The sequence below is a fragment of the Nocardia sp. NPDC050630 genome, assembly GCF_044457245.1.
In the GTDB taxonomy this organism is placed as follows: Bacteria; Actinomycetota; Actinomycetes; order Mycobacteriales; family Mycobacteriaceae; genus Nocardia.
In genome coordinates, this window is sequence record NZ_JBITGN010000004.1 from 260158 (window position 1) to 274592 (window position 14435).

The following is a 14435-nucleotide window of genomic DNA, read 5'->3' on the forward strand; positions in this document are numbered from 1 at the left end:
AACCCCCGAGATTTCTTGTCCTGCGGAACTTCTCGCGAAGGGACAATAGTATCGGCGACGTGACCGATCGAAACGTGCTTGGGGGGCCGCTGGAAGAGTGCGGCACCGATCCTCTCACCGGCTTCTACCGGGATGGCTGCTGCAGTACCGGGCCGGAGGATCTGGGCAGCCATACCGTGTGCACCGTCGTCACGGCTGAATTTCTCGAACACCAGGCGTCCATAGGCAACGATCTGAGTACGCCGCGCCCGGAGAACAACTTCCCGGGCCTGCAGCCGGGAGACCGGTGGTGTGTGGTGGCCGTGCGCTGGTTGCACGCCCACGAGGACGGTGTTGCCGCGCCCGTGGTGCTGGCAGCCACCCATGAAAACGCCCTGGAAGTGATCTCGATGGACATCTTGCGCAAATACGCCGTCGACGTACCGGATGATGTGAGCGATCTGCTCTAGCCCCGTCGCCGAACGATGCCAATAGCCACGTCCTGCCCCGGGCAGTCGGTCGCTGGGCCGATTCGGTGGTGTTATCGCCGCGAGGCTGTCTCGGTGAGCGCCGCGCGGGTAGTTCGTTGACGGTGCGCCTTCTGACGGCAGGCCGCCGAGCAGTATCGGGCCGGGCGGCCGGTGCCGGTGGGACGGATTTCGGTACCGCATATCGGACAGTGCGGAGTTTCGTTACGAAGATCCGTTTCGTTACGAGGCTTGGGCTCGGAATCAGGTTTCGTTACGGGGTTCGCGCGCATCGCTTCGAGCATGATCGCGACAGCTTTGATCATCGGGCCGCCGGGGCGCTGACGTCGTTGGATCGCGACGCATCCCGTGAAAAGGTCCAGTACATCGCCGATTTCGATATCGGCACGGACCGCACCCTGGCGCTGCGCGGCGGTCAGCAGCGCGCCGAGCGCATGATGGAAGCGGTCGCCCGCGCTGCGTAGCAGCGCCTTCGGCCAGCCGTCATCGGACTGGACCATATCGCAGAGCGCCTGGCTGCGTGGGGACGAGATGACTACCTCGGTGCAGATCGCGAAGAATGCGGCACCGGGATCCGGCGCGTCGAGATATTCGGCGGCCAGTGTCGCGAGCCGGTCGACGCGCTGTTGCATAACCGCTTCCAGCAGATCGGTTTTCGTGGGGAAATGCCGATAGACGGTGCCCGCGCCCACCCCCGCCCTGCGGGCGACCTCGGCCAGTGAGACCGAGATGCCCTGTTCGGCGAAGGCACGCTGCGCGGCGGCCAGCACCAGCGCGCGATTGCGGCGGGCATCGGCCCGTGCGGCGCCCGCGGCGGGCGCCGGAGCGGACAGCGAAGCAGACATTTCGTTACGGCCTTCCGTTTCCTGGACCTGGCCAAGCGGGCGATCGCACCCATATCGTCCGAATACGGGTTATCCGACCCGATTGTATCGAGCAGAGAAGGCGAGCATGTCCCTTCAGCAGAACCCAATCCTGGTCACCGGCGCGACCGGCAAGCAGGGCGGCGCGACCGCGCGCCGACTGCTGGCCGACGGTATCGCGGTGCGTGCGCTGGTCCGGGATCCACAGGCCCCCGCGGCCCGCGCATTGGCCGATGCCGGCGCCGAAGTGGTGACCGGTGACTTCGACACTCCCGCCACACTCGACGCGGCCGTTGCCGGAGCGCGGGGCGTATTCCTGGTGCCCCCTGCCGCTTTCGGTCCGAATGGTTGGAATGCGGAGTTGGAAGCTACCCGGGGCCTCGCGGTGATCGACGCGGCCAAACGTGCGAGCGTCGACCAGATCGTATTCACCGGTGTCGCTTCGATGACCGATGACGCCGCGTGGGGCCAGGCCGGAAAGGGCAGCATCGAGCAGGCCACCGCGGCCAGCGGTCTGCGCTATACCTTGTTGCGTCCGGTGCGCTTCATGGAGAACTATGTCCTGCGTGGCAGTCCGGTGGACGGCATTGTCGACGGCGTGCAAAAGCATCTGTTCCCGGCGGACAAGCCGGTGCAGATGATCGCGATCGACGATATCGCGGCCTTCGCCGCACTCGCCTTCGCCGACCCGGATCGTTTCCAGGGCCGAACCCTCGAATTGGCCGGTGACGCACTCACTCCCGTCGCAGCCCTGGCCGCGATCACCCGGGCCACTGGATATCCGGTGCGCTACCACGAGGTCACCGAGGCCGAAGCCGATGCCCTCGGCGAACAGATCGGCAACACCTGGCGGCTGCTGCACGAATCCGGCGGCGGCTGGCGCGCGGACATCCCCGCGCTCCGGGAGATCTACCCCGCCCTCAATACCCTCGAATCCTGGCTCGACACCACCGGTGCCGCCCAGATCAAGGCGCAACAGGACCGCGACCGGCTCCCCGCCGCACACTGACCCACGTCATCGGGATCCGCACTGGGCGCGCAGATGCGGATCCCGAGGAAGTGTGCGCTATGGCAGTTAGGTCGAAAAGGAGATCACAAGGGTTTGGTCAGCCGGCCGCGCCGACCGGAGTCAGGTTCTCCCCGCGCAGTCGCTGACTGATCACCTGCGTGATGCCGTCACCGCGCATGCTGACGCCGTAGAGGGCGTCGGCGATCTCCATCGTCGGCTTCTGGTGGGTGATGACGATCAGCTGACTCTTCTCGCGCAGCTGCTCGAACAGACCGATGAGGCGGCGCAGATTGGTGTCGTCCAGCGCGGCCTCGACCTCGTCCATCACGTAGAACGGTGAGGGGCGGGCGCGGAAGATGGCCACCAGCAGGGCAACCGCGGTAAGCGACTTTTCGCCACCGGACAGCAGCGACAGTCGTTTGACCTTCTTGCCGGGCGGACGCGCCTCCACCTCGATACCGGTGGTCAGCATGTCCGATGGATCGGTGAGTACCAGCCTGCCCTCGCCGCCCGGAAACAGTTTCGCGAAGACGCCGACGAATTCGCGCTCGACATCCTCGTACGCCTCGGTGAACACCTGCAGGATGCGCGCATCGACTTCCGCGACCACATCCAGCAGATCCTTGCGCGCACTCTTGACATCCTCCAGCTGGGTGGCGAGGAAGTTGTAGCGCTCCTCGAGCGCCGCGAATTCTTCCAGCGCAAGAGGATTCACCTTGCCGAGGGTGGCAAGGTCCTTCTCGGCACGCTTGGCGCGGCGCTCCTGGGACTTGCGGTCGAACGGCATCGGTGCGGGCGCGGTCACCTGTTCGCCGCGCTCCTTGGCCTGTTCGTACTCCTGCCATTCCAGATCCGATGGCGGCATCGGCACATCCGGACCGTATTCGGCGATCAAGTCGGCCAGTGCGATGCCGAACTGTTCGGCGATGGTCGCCTCGATCTGCTCGATGCGCAGCGCCGCTTGGGCTTTGGCGACCTCGTCGCGGTGCACGGCGTCGGTGAGTTGGGCCAGTTGGGTGGTCAGCGCGCGGACCCGCTCCTTGATCTGTTCGACCTGGGTGGCACATTCGGTGCGACGGCGCACCAGTTCGTCGCGGCGCGCACCGGCCTGCGCCACAACGGATTCCAGTTCGGCGGCGACCTTGGCACCGGATTCGGCAACCGCGGCGGCGACTTCGGCGGCTTGCTTGCGCGCGGCCTGTGCACGTTCGGCGCGCGCTCTGGTCTCACGTTCGGCACGTGCCGCCCGGCGCAACGAATCCGCTTTGCCGCGAACCGATTCCGCGCGTTCCTCGGCGGTGCGCACGGTCAGGCGAGCCTCCACTTCCATGGATCGTGCCTCGGCCAATGCGGCGGCGGCTTCCTCCCGGTCGCGTCCGGCGGATTCGGTGCCCGCCGCGCCCATGCCGTCGTCGTCGACCTCGGATTCGAGTTCGGTACGACGCAGCCGTTCTTCGAGATCGGCCAGCGCCGACAACGCTTCTTCCCTACCCGACTCGGTTTCCGCGCGCTGGCCGGTGAGCCGGTCGATATCGGCTTGGGCGGTGCGCGCCACCTCGCCGAGCCTCCCCAGACGGTCGTAGATCACGACCAGGGCCTGATCGGATTCATGCAGTGCGAGCAGTGCCTGGTCGACGGCATCCTTGCGGTCGGTTTGTTCCGCCAATGCACCGGACAGGGCCGCCTCCAGCTCCTCGGCCCGGCGTTGGGCTGCGACCAGATCGGCCTTGGCGGTATCGATATCGGCCTGGATTTCCAGCTGACTCGGTGCGCGATCGGATCCGCCGAGCACCCACCCGGTTCCGGTGAGATCACCGTCGCGGGTGACCACGCGCAGTTCCGGCCGAGCGCGGACCAATTCGGTGGCGGCGGCGAGATCGTCGACCACGGCGACACCGGCGGTCAGCGCGGTAATGGCACCGCGCACGTTGTCGGGTGCGTCGACCACGTCGGCCAGCCAGCGCGCCCCGCCGGGCGGTACGCCATCGGACGTGATCGGCGCAGCCGCGGCATCGAAGACGAGCGCGGCGCGGCCGCCATCGGCCTGCTTCAGCGCCCGGACCGCGGCGTGTGCGGAATCTCCGGTATCGGCGGCCACGGCGTCGGCGAGCGGGCCGAGGGTCGCGGCGACCGCGGCCTCGAAACCGCCGTGCACCCGAATCAGCCCGGAGAGCGGCCCGAGCAGGCCCTGTGCCCGATTCTCGACCAGCCAGGCCGCGCCGTCCCTGCGCGCCAAACCCATGCCCAACGCTTCGATGCGGGCGCTCAGCGAGGCCACCCGCTTGCTGGCGTCGCGATCCTGTTCGCGCAGTTCAGTGACGCGCTGATCGGCGAGTTCGAGGGCCTGCACCGCGTGCTCGTGCTGTGCGTCCAGACCGGCTTCACCGGCCTCGAGTTCCCCGAGTTCGCCCTGGACCGTTTCGAATTCGGCCTGGGCCGCCGCACCGCGCTGGCGGGCCTCGCCGATCGCGGCAGTGAGCCGGGTGATCTCGGCATCCACCGACTGCGATCGGGTGCGCAGATTTTCGACCTGGCCGGACAACCGCGCCAGACCCTCACGACGGTCCGCGATAGCGCGCACCGCGGCCAGATGGGCCTGCTCGGCAGCCTTGGCGGCCTGCTCGCGTTCGGCGAGTGCCTCGCGCGCGGCCTCCAGGGTTTCGGCGGCGATTTCGACGGCCTCGCGCAGTTCGGCCTCCTCGGCCTCCACGCGTTCGGCCTCGGCCTCGAGCTGCTCCGGATCGCGACCGCTGCCGACGGGTATTTCGGTGTGCAGGTTGCGGGCTCGGTCGCCCGCGATGCGGATGGTGGCGTTGACCCGCTCGGCCAGCGCGGACAGCTGGAACCAGATCTGCGCGGCGGCCTCGGCGCTCGGGGTCAGCCGGGACAGCTGGAATTCCTGCTGTGCGAGTGCGGCATTGGCGGCATCGAGTTCGGTCTGCACCGTGATCTGCTGTTCGCGTGCGTACGCTTCTTTGCTCTGCTGACTTTCCAGCTCGTTGCGCCGGGTGACCAGGTCGTCGGCGGCCAGCCGCAGTCGCGCGTCGCGCAGATCGGCCTGTACCGTCTGGGCGCGCCGGGCAACCTCGGCCTGTCTGCCGAGCGGTTTGAGCTGGCGGCGCAGCTCGGTGGTGAGGTCGGTGAGGCGGGCCAGATTGGCCTGCATCGCCTCCAGCTTGCGGACCGCCTTCTCCTTGCGCTTGCGGTGCTTGAGCACACCGGCGGCCTCTTCGACGAAGGCGCGGCGGTCCTCGGGACGCGATTCCAGAATCGCCGAGAGTTGCCCCTGTCCAACGATGACGTGCATTTCCCGACCGATGCCGGAGTCGCTGAGCAGTTCCTGCACATCCATCAAGCGGCAGGAGCTGCCGTTTATCTCGTATTCGCCCGCGCCGTCACGGAACATGCGCCGGGTGATGGAAACCTCGGCGTAGTCGATCGGCAGCGCACCGTCGGAGTTGTCGATGGTCAGCGTGACCTCAGCGCGGCCGAGCGGCGCGCGTCCGGAGGTACCGGCGAAAATGACATCCTGCATCTTGCCGCCGCGCAGCGCCTTCGCACCCTGCTCGCCCATCACCCAGGTGAGTGCGTCGACGACATTGGATTTACCGGAACCGTTCGGGCCGACCACACAGGTGATGCCCGGCTCGAAACGCAAGGTCGTCGCGGACGCGAAGGACTTGAACCCCTTCAACGTCAGACTCTTCAGGTGCAAGTTCGACGACCCTTCCCTGCGCGGTTGTCGGACAATTGGTCGTCCCGTCGGGGCGACCAGCCATGGTATCCGTCTGGCATCGGTTACCGCGTAAGCGGGCGGACACCCTGCGTAGGTTATCGACTCCGCATCCGATGTCCCGCATTTCGGTGTGCTCCACATTTGCTGGCCGCGTGTCAGTTTCGCACCTCTTGTCGGCCTTCGCACCTCGGGCGTTCCGCGTGTGGCGCGGGCGGCGGGCGTGCAGCGATCTCGGCGAGCGAGTCCGGTACGAGCATCAGCAACCGCTTGGCTTCCAAGATGATTCACATCGATGAGCCCTTGGTGCTGAGCCCGGTGTTCTTCCTGGCCACGCGGCTGGGGATGGTGGCGGAGCAGCCGATGCGAGCCGCGCGATATCACTCGTCTTCCTCGACTCGGCGCGCACCCCGACTCCCCGGACTGACCGGTTTGTCCTTGCGGTATCGCCGGCGTGCCGGGGCGCATACGATCCTGTCTGATTCGCCAGCGGACCGTTAGTTGGAGTGCACAGCATGTCATCGGCCAAGACCAGCACCGCGCTCGGTCTGATCCGTCATCCGACGACGCTGCGGCTGACGCGCATCGCGACGTTGGTCGCGGGGAGCCTGGTGTTTCTGTACGCGTGTGAGGTCAGTCGGAAAAACGATCTGTCCGATGTCTGGGGGCAAGTCGCCTTCGCCGCCGTACTCGCGCTTACCGGTCTCACGACGGCCTGGTTCGAGATAAAGGCCGCCGATCACGCCGCCACCCGCGCCCGCACCGACATCCGCGGTTTCCTCATCGAATCCGACGCCATATCGGTGCGAGCCCGGATCACCCGCTCCGGTGATCTGGTCTTCCACGGCCACGACTCCAGCGGTACCCACCCGGCCTACGAATGGGACTGGGCCTTCCGCGCCACCACCTTCCCCGCCATTCGCGCCGCCCTCGGCGGTGGCCGCGGTGACCTGCTCAACCTCCTGGAACACGCGGTTCCAGAGCTGGATCCCCGAGACCGGTACGACCCGGGCGCCTGGCTGCACAACCAAGGCATCGTCGCCGCCTTCCGGGAACGCGGCGAGACCTCCGACCGCATTACCCGGGAGCTGCCGGTGGTCGATCCCGAGACCCTCCAACGCGATCATCCGACCGCGTCGTCCCGCGAATCCACTGGGGCACACCAGCTATCGAGTAAGCGTCGCAATACACCCGACCCCGTGGACCCGCCTCGGCCGAGCCGATCAAGCCGCCGCGACCCATCACCCGACCTAGACCCTCCACCGCCCACCCGCCGCAGGGCCGCCGCATCCCAACGCTCCCAAGATCCTCGGAACTCAGCCGAACGCTCCGACGAACCATCAACCCGACGCCGCGACCAGCCGTCGAATACCCGCCGAAGAACGAACGATCGGTGGGAGGCACAGTCGCAGGCTCATGCGGGCATAAGACCGAGTGACGGCTGGGACGCACCAGCGGGCGATCGTTGGGACACACCACCGAGCAGCCAGTGGGACAACCACCAAAGCCCCCAACACGGCACAACACCGAGTAATCACTGGAACACATCACTGAACGACCATCGGGGCGACGCATCGAGCGATCAGTGGAACACACCGCCAAGTGACCAGTGGGACGATCCACCGGCACGCCGTATCAGGCGATCGCGTGCATCCCGATACGAATCATCGGCCGATGACAGGGTGGAGCCATCATCCGCCCGCCGTAGCGCAGCACCGACCCAACACCACGGTCAGCCACCTTACGAACCACACATACCCACGCACTCCCACCATGGAGCCGGTGTGGATTCCCGTCAGTCCGAGCCTTCGAGTGAGGGCTGGGACGAACCGTCCCCAAGTCGGGGCATACCCAACCGACGCCGCAGCGAGTCGCACCGGGACGAACCAACACAGGGCCGCCGCGGCAACTCGGCGGACCCGCGCCGGTCGGAGCCGTCTAGCGATCGCTGGGAAGAACCACCCGCCACTCGGTACGGCGAACAACAGAACTACCGCCAACCGACCGGCATGCTCCGGGAGGAAAGTTCCGGTGCACACCGCCACCTGCTATCCGGCACGCACCCCGGCGAACCACATCAGCCGAACCGGGGAGAACAACAGGCGCAGCGGCGAAACGAGCAATCCGGTCGGCGTCACCGCAAGTCATAGGCCTGACACCGCGTAGCCGAGCGCACTGAGGTGGCACCGTACGAACTCCGCCGAGCACGACCGCTTCCTCCACACAAGGGTTGACATTCCACATTGGAGGGTGCATTCTGATTTCACATTCCAATGTGGAATATGGATCTAGTCGTTAGGAACTGGACATGGAAATCTCGCCTGGTACTCGGGCCTCCGATGCGGAGCGCGAGAAGGTTGTGCGGCTGCTCGGACGACATATGGCCGACGGACGAATCGACCTCGCCGAATACGATCAGCGCGTCGCCCGCGTCTATGAGACCGGCGTTCGCGACGATCTGCAGCTCGTGCTCTCGGATCTGCCGAAATTGCCGAAAGAGTCTGCCGCGCAAAAGAATTCGATGAGCCGCTTCCCGATCTGGCAGCAGATCGAGGGTACTTCATGGCTCGGAGTGAGTGTCCTGGTGCTCACCATCTGGGCCGCGATCTCGATCAGTGTCGGCGAATTCACCTACCCATGGCCGATGTGGGTCATCGGCCCGTGGGGCGCCGTCCTCGCCTTCCGCATGCTGACCGGTTTCGAATCGGGCCGCTTCGGACGCCACACCCACTGACAACCACGGTCGGGTCGCGGCGAGCATCTCGAAGGTGTTGGCACGCATTGGGTTTGCGTAGTGATCTTTGGTGGTACTACGGAATCGTGAGGGCTTCAAGGTATTTGGCCTCGCTCGTGAGTGTGCTGGTGGCCGGTTTCGCAATTTCTGTCATATCCGTTCCCCCTGCGGTGGCGGCGCCGCACGTGGTTGGCGAGACACCGCTGGACAGTTCGGTCTCGCAAGTCGACGTGTACTCCCCCGCGATGGACCGGGTGGTGAGCAACAGGGTGATTCGAGCCGCGGGTGGTCCCGCGCCGACGCTGTATCTACTCACCGGGATCGGTGGCGGCACCGATGGCATCTCGTGGTGGGACGATACCGATGTCCGGCAGTTCTTCGCTGATAAACATGTCAACGTGGTGCTGCCGATCGGCGGCGCCTACAGCATGTACACCGACTGGATCAGCGACGATCCGGCAGTCGGCCGAAACCGCTGGCAGAGCTATCTCTCGCGAGAACTCCCTGCCGTTATGGATACCCGGCTCGGCAGCACCGGACGCAATGCGATCGCAGGTGTGTCGATGAGTGCGGGGTCAGCAGTGGATCTGGCGATCCAGGCGCGCGATGTGTACAGCGCGGTGGCGGCCTACAGCGGATGTCCGTGGACGTCGGATGCGCTCGGGGTGGCGATGGTCAGCGCGCAGGTGATCCGCGGCGGCGCTAATCCGGTGAATATGTGGGGTGAGCTGGGCCAAGGGGTTTGGCGAACGCACGACGCGTTCGCCAATGCGAGTGCGTTGGCGGGCAAGACGATCTACCTTTCGGCCGCCACCGGCACCCCAGGCGCGATCGATGAAGGCGGACTCGGATTCCCGCCCATCGAGGCCATCGCCAGCTCCTGCACGGATGCGTTCGCGGACCGGCTCAGCGAGCTCGGACTCCCCGCCATCCATGTCAACCGCCCCGAGGGCTCACACACCTGGGGCCAGTTCGAAACCGACCTCCACGATTCCTGGCCACACCTGGCCCGAGCCCTCGGCGCATGACCGTGCCGGACCCGTCGCGCCGATAGTCCGAAGCCGCCGACGCGCGCATGCTCGGCGGCTGCTGTTCCCGCCCGCAATCTCGAGAATTGCTCCGCGCACGGATTCACCTCTCGCGCACATTTCGCCCGGTGAATCGGTACGTGGCGCGGGAGAACGCGACCGCGGGCGCGAGAGGGCACGCTGTCCACGGCGCGAAGTTGTCGCGCGGCCAGGGCGTGACACTACGGTGGGGTGACATGGATACCGTCGCCGTGCCGGACTTGGTCGACGTAGCGCCTGCGCGCAGGGTTGAGGCAGGGCGGGTTGTGCTCGGGGTAGCCGCGTGTCTCGTGGTGGTGCAGTTGGTGGTTCGCGGGTGGGTGGCGGGGAGCGGGTTTTTCTATTGGGATGATCTGATTCTGGTGGGGCGGGCGGGGAGTTATTCGCTGTGGTCCGCGGATTTGCTGTTGTACAACCATGACGGGCATTTCATGCCGTTGGCGTTTGCCACAGCTTGGGTGGTTACCAGGGTTGCCCCGTTGACGTGGGCCGGGCCGGTGGTATCGCTGGTGGTGCTGCAGTTGGTGGCGTCGGTGGCGGTGGTACGGATGCTGGTCGTGCTCGCCGGGGTCCGCTGGGCGATTCTCGTGCCGTTGGGGTTCTATCTGTTCTGTCCGCTGACGCTGCCCGCGTACGCATGGTGGGCCGCCGCGCTCAATGCGCTGCCGCTGCAATTCGCGCTCGCTTGGGTGATCGGTGATGCGGTGCGGCTGCTCGAGACAGGGCGGCGGCGATATGCGGTATCGGCGGTCGTGGTGCTTGGGGTGGCGCTGCTATTTTTCGAGAAGTCGGTGATCGTTCCGTTTGCGGCATTCGCCGTAGTCGTGCTCGTTCGGCACGTCGACGGTCTCGGATCCGCGCTGCGCGTGGTGGCGCGGCGTGGGGTGGCGCTGTGGGCTGGCTCCGGTGTGGTGATCGCCTGTTGGCTTGCCGGATATCTGACGGTGGTGGACGTTTCGGCGGTGCAGACCAGCCCGGCGGAGTTGCGTGACTTATTGCCCGACGCAACGTCATTGGGGATTGTGCCAACGCTGTTCGGCGGACCGTGGAGTTGGGAGCGCTGGCTCCCGTCGACGCCATGGGCGGATCCGCCGGGTTGGGCGGTGGTGTCGGCGTGGGTCGCGTTGTGTGCGCTCGTATTGCTTTCGATGCGTGCCCGGCTTCGTGTGGGGCCGGTATGGCTGACAGCGGCGGTATATGTACTCGTCGCACAACTGCCGGTCGCCTTGGCCCGCAGCGGACCGAATACCGCAGGCGAATTGATGCAGTCCCTGCGCTATTTCGCCGATATCGCAGTGATTTCGACCGCAGCGGGTGCCCTGATATTGCGTGCTCAACCGCGCGACCATGCTCCGGATTCGCTTCCTGGTACGCACGCCGCTGAAATGCTTCCCGGCCTTCGCGATCTCGCGCGCGGGCAGCGCCCCAGAGATCGTGATGCTGATTCGCGTCGCCGCGCCCCCGTTGGACAAGGCCGCGTTCGTGCGCTGTTTGCGGGTACACGCGGCCACGCTGCCGCGGCGCTTCCCGACTCACAATGCGATGCGACCACCCCGAAGGACCACACTCCTGGGCGGCTCGCAGATTCGCGTCGACAGCTCCCCGCGATACACGGCCGTGCTCGTGCGCTGTTCGCGGTCGGCGGCCGGATGACCAGGTGGATTCCCGGAATGGGTAGTCGCATACCGGTATTCGTGCCTGGTCCGCGGGTCACTGCGGTATTGGGGGCGGTGTTTCTGGTGAGCAGTCTCTGGTCTACTACGGCGTTTGTGAAGTCTTGGCGGATTAATCCGACCAAGACGTATGTGACGAATGTGAAGGCGGCGTTGGCGGGGGCGGATGGGGTGCCGCTGCTGGAGCAGGAGGTGCCGTGGGATGTGTTGAATCCGACGGCCTATCCGCAGAATCTGGTCAGTCGGGTGCTCGCGCCGATCGCTGAGCCGAATACGTTTGCTGATTCGACACCGCGGCTGCGGATGATTACCGATAGTGGGGAGATCGTGGCGGCGGCGGTTTGGTGGAATCGCAGTGCTCTGCCTGGACCCGAGGGTGGCTGTGGGTATCGGATTCGGGGCCCGCAGCCGAGCGATATTCCGCTGGACGGGCCGATGCTCGAACATGAATGGACTGTGCAGCTCAACTATCTGGCAAATGAAGATGGACGGATTACCGTCTCTTTCGAACACGGCGAGCCCGTGGGCGTGCCGGTTCGCGAAGGGTTGAACACGGTCTACGTTCGAGTGATCGGGAGCGGTTCCATGCTCCGAATCAGTCCTCGCACCACAGGACTCGACCTCTGTCTCGGGGTCGGGCCGGTAGGAGTCGCCTCCTACGACAACTGACCTCCGGGACCGCCCCCGAGGATCTACAGAATGGCGAAGGCGACAACCAGGCCGAGCGCGAAATGCGCGGCGGCCACCACGAGAACCTCGGTGGTGTAGACATCGGATGCCAACGCCGCGCCGATATCGATGCCGAGTGCGCGCTCGATGACCCGCACCGAAACCACCTGCGCGATAATGCCAACCAGCCCATAGACACTGGCCGCGATGAGCCCCTCGGAAAGCTTGCCCGCCGAAGCGTAGGTCGCCAGGACCACGATCAAGGCCATGCTGACCATGCCCGCGGCCGTGACGATGATGGCATTGGGCTTACCAGCGGCGACCAGCGCGCGCAGCTTGCCGGGGGTGGTCAGATCGATGGCGTAGAAGCCGACGAGCATGAGGGCCAAGCCGACAATGGCGTAGCAGACGATGGCTCCAACGCCGGTGCCGAGCGAGTTCCAGTAACCCGATTCGAGGGCAACTGCGATCATCGTGATCCTTCCGAGGTGAGGTCGCGTAGTTACTGCGTAATGCGGTGCGGGACAAAGGCCGAGCCGTCGTCGGTGATCAATCCGGCGGTTTCGCGGATCCCGAGTCCGGCCGCGTTGTCGCCGACGATCCAGGCGCCCAGGACCGGGCGCATATCGTCGAATTCCGGTAGCGGGTCGAGCAATTGATAGACGAAGCCCTCTTCGCCGTATACGCCGCCGGTGGCCGTCTCCAAGCCCGCGCCGACAATGGTCATATTCGCGCCCTCGCGCCCGAGCTTCGGCTTGCGAATGTACTCGGTGAGCTCATTTGGCTGATCGAGATAGGCCGGCAATAGATTCGGGTGCCCTGGATACATCTCCCACAGGATCGCGAGTATCGCCTTATTGCTCAGCAGGGTCTTCCACAGCGGCTCGACCCACATGGTCTGCGGCAGACTCGCGACCACGCGCTTACCGAAATCGTCGTCGAGCACCCATTCCCACGGATAGAGCTTGAAAATCGCATCGATCGACCCCTCGGCCAGATCAACGAAACGCTCCAGCTCGCTATCGAATCCGACCTCCTCGATCGGTAAAGCGATGGTGTCGAATCCGGCCTCGGCCGCAGTCTCCTGCATATACGCGGTGGTGACATTGTCCTCACCGGTGGCGTCCGCACCGGACCAGGTGAAATGCAGTTGTGCAGAGGGCAGGATGTCGCGCAGCTCGGTCCAGCGCTCGACCAGCTTCTCGTGCAGGGAATTCCACTGATCGCCGTCGGGATAGAGCGCGGTGAGCCAGTGCCACTGCACAATTGCCGCCTCCAACAGCGAGGTCGGTGTATCGGCGTTGTACTCCAACAGCTTCGCCGGACGGCGCGCGTCATAGCGCAGATCGAAGCGTCCATAGACATACGGGTCGTTGCGCTTCCAGGATTCCGCGATCGGTCCCCAACTCCATTCGGGCAGACCAAAATCCTTGTACCGCTCGGTGAGCACGACATGCTCGACGGCTTTCAGACACATCGAATGCAGCAGTTCGACGTCGGCCTCCAACGCGAGGATTTCCGACATCTCGAACTCGTAGTGCACCGATTCATCCCAGTACGGCCGGGGCATACCGCTCGCATCCCGGCCAGGCGAGCCGTAGACCAGCCCTTGGCCTTCGATGATCTGCTGCCAGCCGGCCCGCGGTGTAGCGCGCACGCGTCGCATTACGAACCTCCGCCGCTCTTGCTGCTGGTCCCGAGACCGCCGCGGGTGACGGTGCTGCCGCTCTTGGTCGAGATCTGAGCACCCTTGGGCTGCACGGTGGTTCCACCGGACGGCGGTTTGCCGACGGTGTTGTTGCCGCCGTAGTAGTAGCGGTACTGGTGCCCGTTGTAGATGAAGATCCCGTTGCTGCCGGTGTACGCGCCGGTCGTCCCGGAGCCGACGGCGGTCGAGGCGACCTCGCAGTCGTCGTCGGGCGCGGTGACCTCCTGACCGTTTTGATCGATCACGGTGCAATAGGCGGTCACCTGATCGGGTTTGGTGAGCGCGCGATATGCGAGATAACCGCCCCCGACCAAACCCGCGACACCGACAATGGCGACACCGCCGATGAGCACGCGCTTGCGAGTGCGCTTCTTTTGCTCGGCGGCGGCCGTCGCGGCCCGCTGTGCCTCCTCGGCGTGCTTACGTGCCTTGTCACGCGCCCGCGCCTCCGCCACCGTCGGCGGACGCGGCTGGGTGATACCGGGCTCTTGCCGCTGGATACTGCCCCTTTG

General features: G+C 65.6%; 11 protein-coding genes. 5 read left to right on the plus strand and 6 right to left on the minus strand.

The genetic code is table 11. The features are described from left to right. The first annotated feature begins 59 nt into the window (after positions 1-59). Complete coding sequence (locus ACIBG0_RS13835; protein WP_019048221.1) at positions 60-449, plus strand: DUF2237 family protein; 390 nt, start codon at positions 60-62, stop codon at positions 447-449. A gap of 71 nt (positions 450-520) precedes the next feature. Here ACIBG0_RS13835 and ACIBG0_RS13840 read toward each other — a convergent pair whose 3' ends face one another. Next, on the minus strand, positions 521-1312 hold the full coding sequence (locus tag ACIBG0_RS13840) for a TetR/AcrR family transcriptional regulator (RefSeq protein WP_397032344.1): 792 nt from the start codon (positions 1310-1312) through the stop codon (positions 521-523). Between the two features lie 106 nt (positions 1313-1418). Here ACIBG0_RS13840 and ACIBG0_RS13845 point away from each other — a divergent pair, with 106 nt between their 5' ends. Beyond that, entirely contained in the window at positions 1419-2339 is a 921-nt protein-coding gene (locus ACIBG0_RS13845; RefSeq protein WP_397032346.1) for an NmrA family NAD(P)-binding protein, read from the plus strand. 97 nt (positions 2340-2436) lie between these two features. Here the strand turns inward: ACIBG0_RS13845 and smc are convergent, their stop codons facing one another. Beyond that, a complete protein-coding gene (gene smc, locus ACIBG0_RS13850) occupies positions 2437-6054 on the minus strand; it encodes a chromosome segregation protein SMC (RefSeq protein WP_397032348.1) in 3618 nt (1205 codons plus the stop codon). Between the two features lie 536 nt (positions 6055-6590). After that, positions 6591-7199, minus strand: a complete 609-nt coding sequence (locus ACIBG0_RS13855) for a hypothetical protein (RefSeq protein WP_397032350.1) — start codon at positions 7197-7199, stop codon at positions 6591-6593. A gap of 1181 nt (positions 7200-8380) precedes the next feature. Between ACIBG0_RS13855 and ACIBG0_RS13860 the strand changes: the two genes are divergently transcribed. The 3 genes from ACIBG0_RS13860 (at position 8381) to ACIBG0_RS13870 (ending at position 12215) form a co-directional block, all read left to right on the plus strand. Continuing rightward, on the plus strand, positions 8381-8806 hold the full coding sequence (locus ACIBG0_RS13860) for a DUF1707 domain-containing protein (RefSeq protein ID WP_397032352.1): 426 nt from the start codon (positions 8381-8383) through the stop codon (positions 8804-8806). An 86-nt stretch (positions 8807-8892) separates the two neighbouring features. Further along, positions 8893-9834, plus strand: coding sequence for an alpha/beta hydrolase (locus ACIBG0_RS13865; protein WP_397032354.1), 942 nt, complete (start codon positions 8893-8895; stop codon positions 9832-9834). 236 nt (positions 9835-10070) lie between these two features. Beyond that, on the plus strand, positions 10071-12215 hold the full coding sequence (locus ACIBG0_RS13870) for a hypothetical protein (protein WP_397032355.1): 2145 nt from the start codon (positions 10071-10073) through the stop codon (positions 12213-12215). 23 nt (positions 12216-12238) lie between these two features. On the opposite strand, the gene ACIBG0_RS13875 is transcribed toward ACIBG0_RS13870, so the two are convergent. From ACIBG0_RS13875 to ACIBG0_RS13885, 3 genes are read right to left on the minus strand one after another with little or no spacing between them, the layout of a single operon-like run. Further along, on the minus strand, positions 12239-12688 hold the full coding sequence (locus tag ACIBG0_RS13875) for a DUF350 domain-containing protein (protein WP_397032356.1): 450 nt from the start codon (positions 12686-12688) through the stop codon (positions 12239-12241). A gap of 29 nt (positions 12689-12717) precedes the next feature. After that, positions 12718-13881: a glutathionylspermidine synthase family protein gene (locus ACIBG0_RS13880; protein ID WP_397032358.1), complete on the minus strand. Its 1164-nt coding sequence runs from the start codon at positions 13879-13881 to the stop codon at positions 12718-12720. Continuing rightward, positions 13881-14378, minus strand: a complete 498-nt coding sequence (locus ACIBG0_RS13885) for a hypothetical protein (protein ID WP_397032360.1) — start codon at positions 14376-14378, stop codon at positions 13881-13883. Before ACIBG0_RS13885 ends, ACIBG0_RS13880 begins: the two co-directional genes overlap by 1 nt. Between the last annotated feature and the right edge of the window lie 57 nt (positions 14379-14435).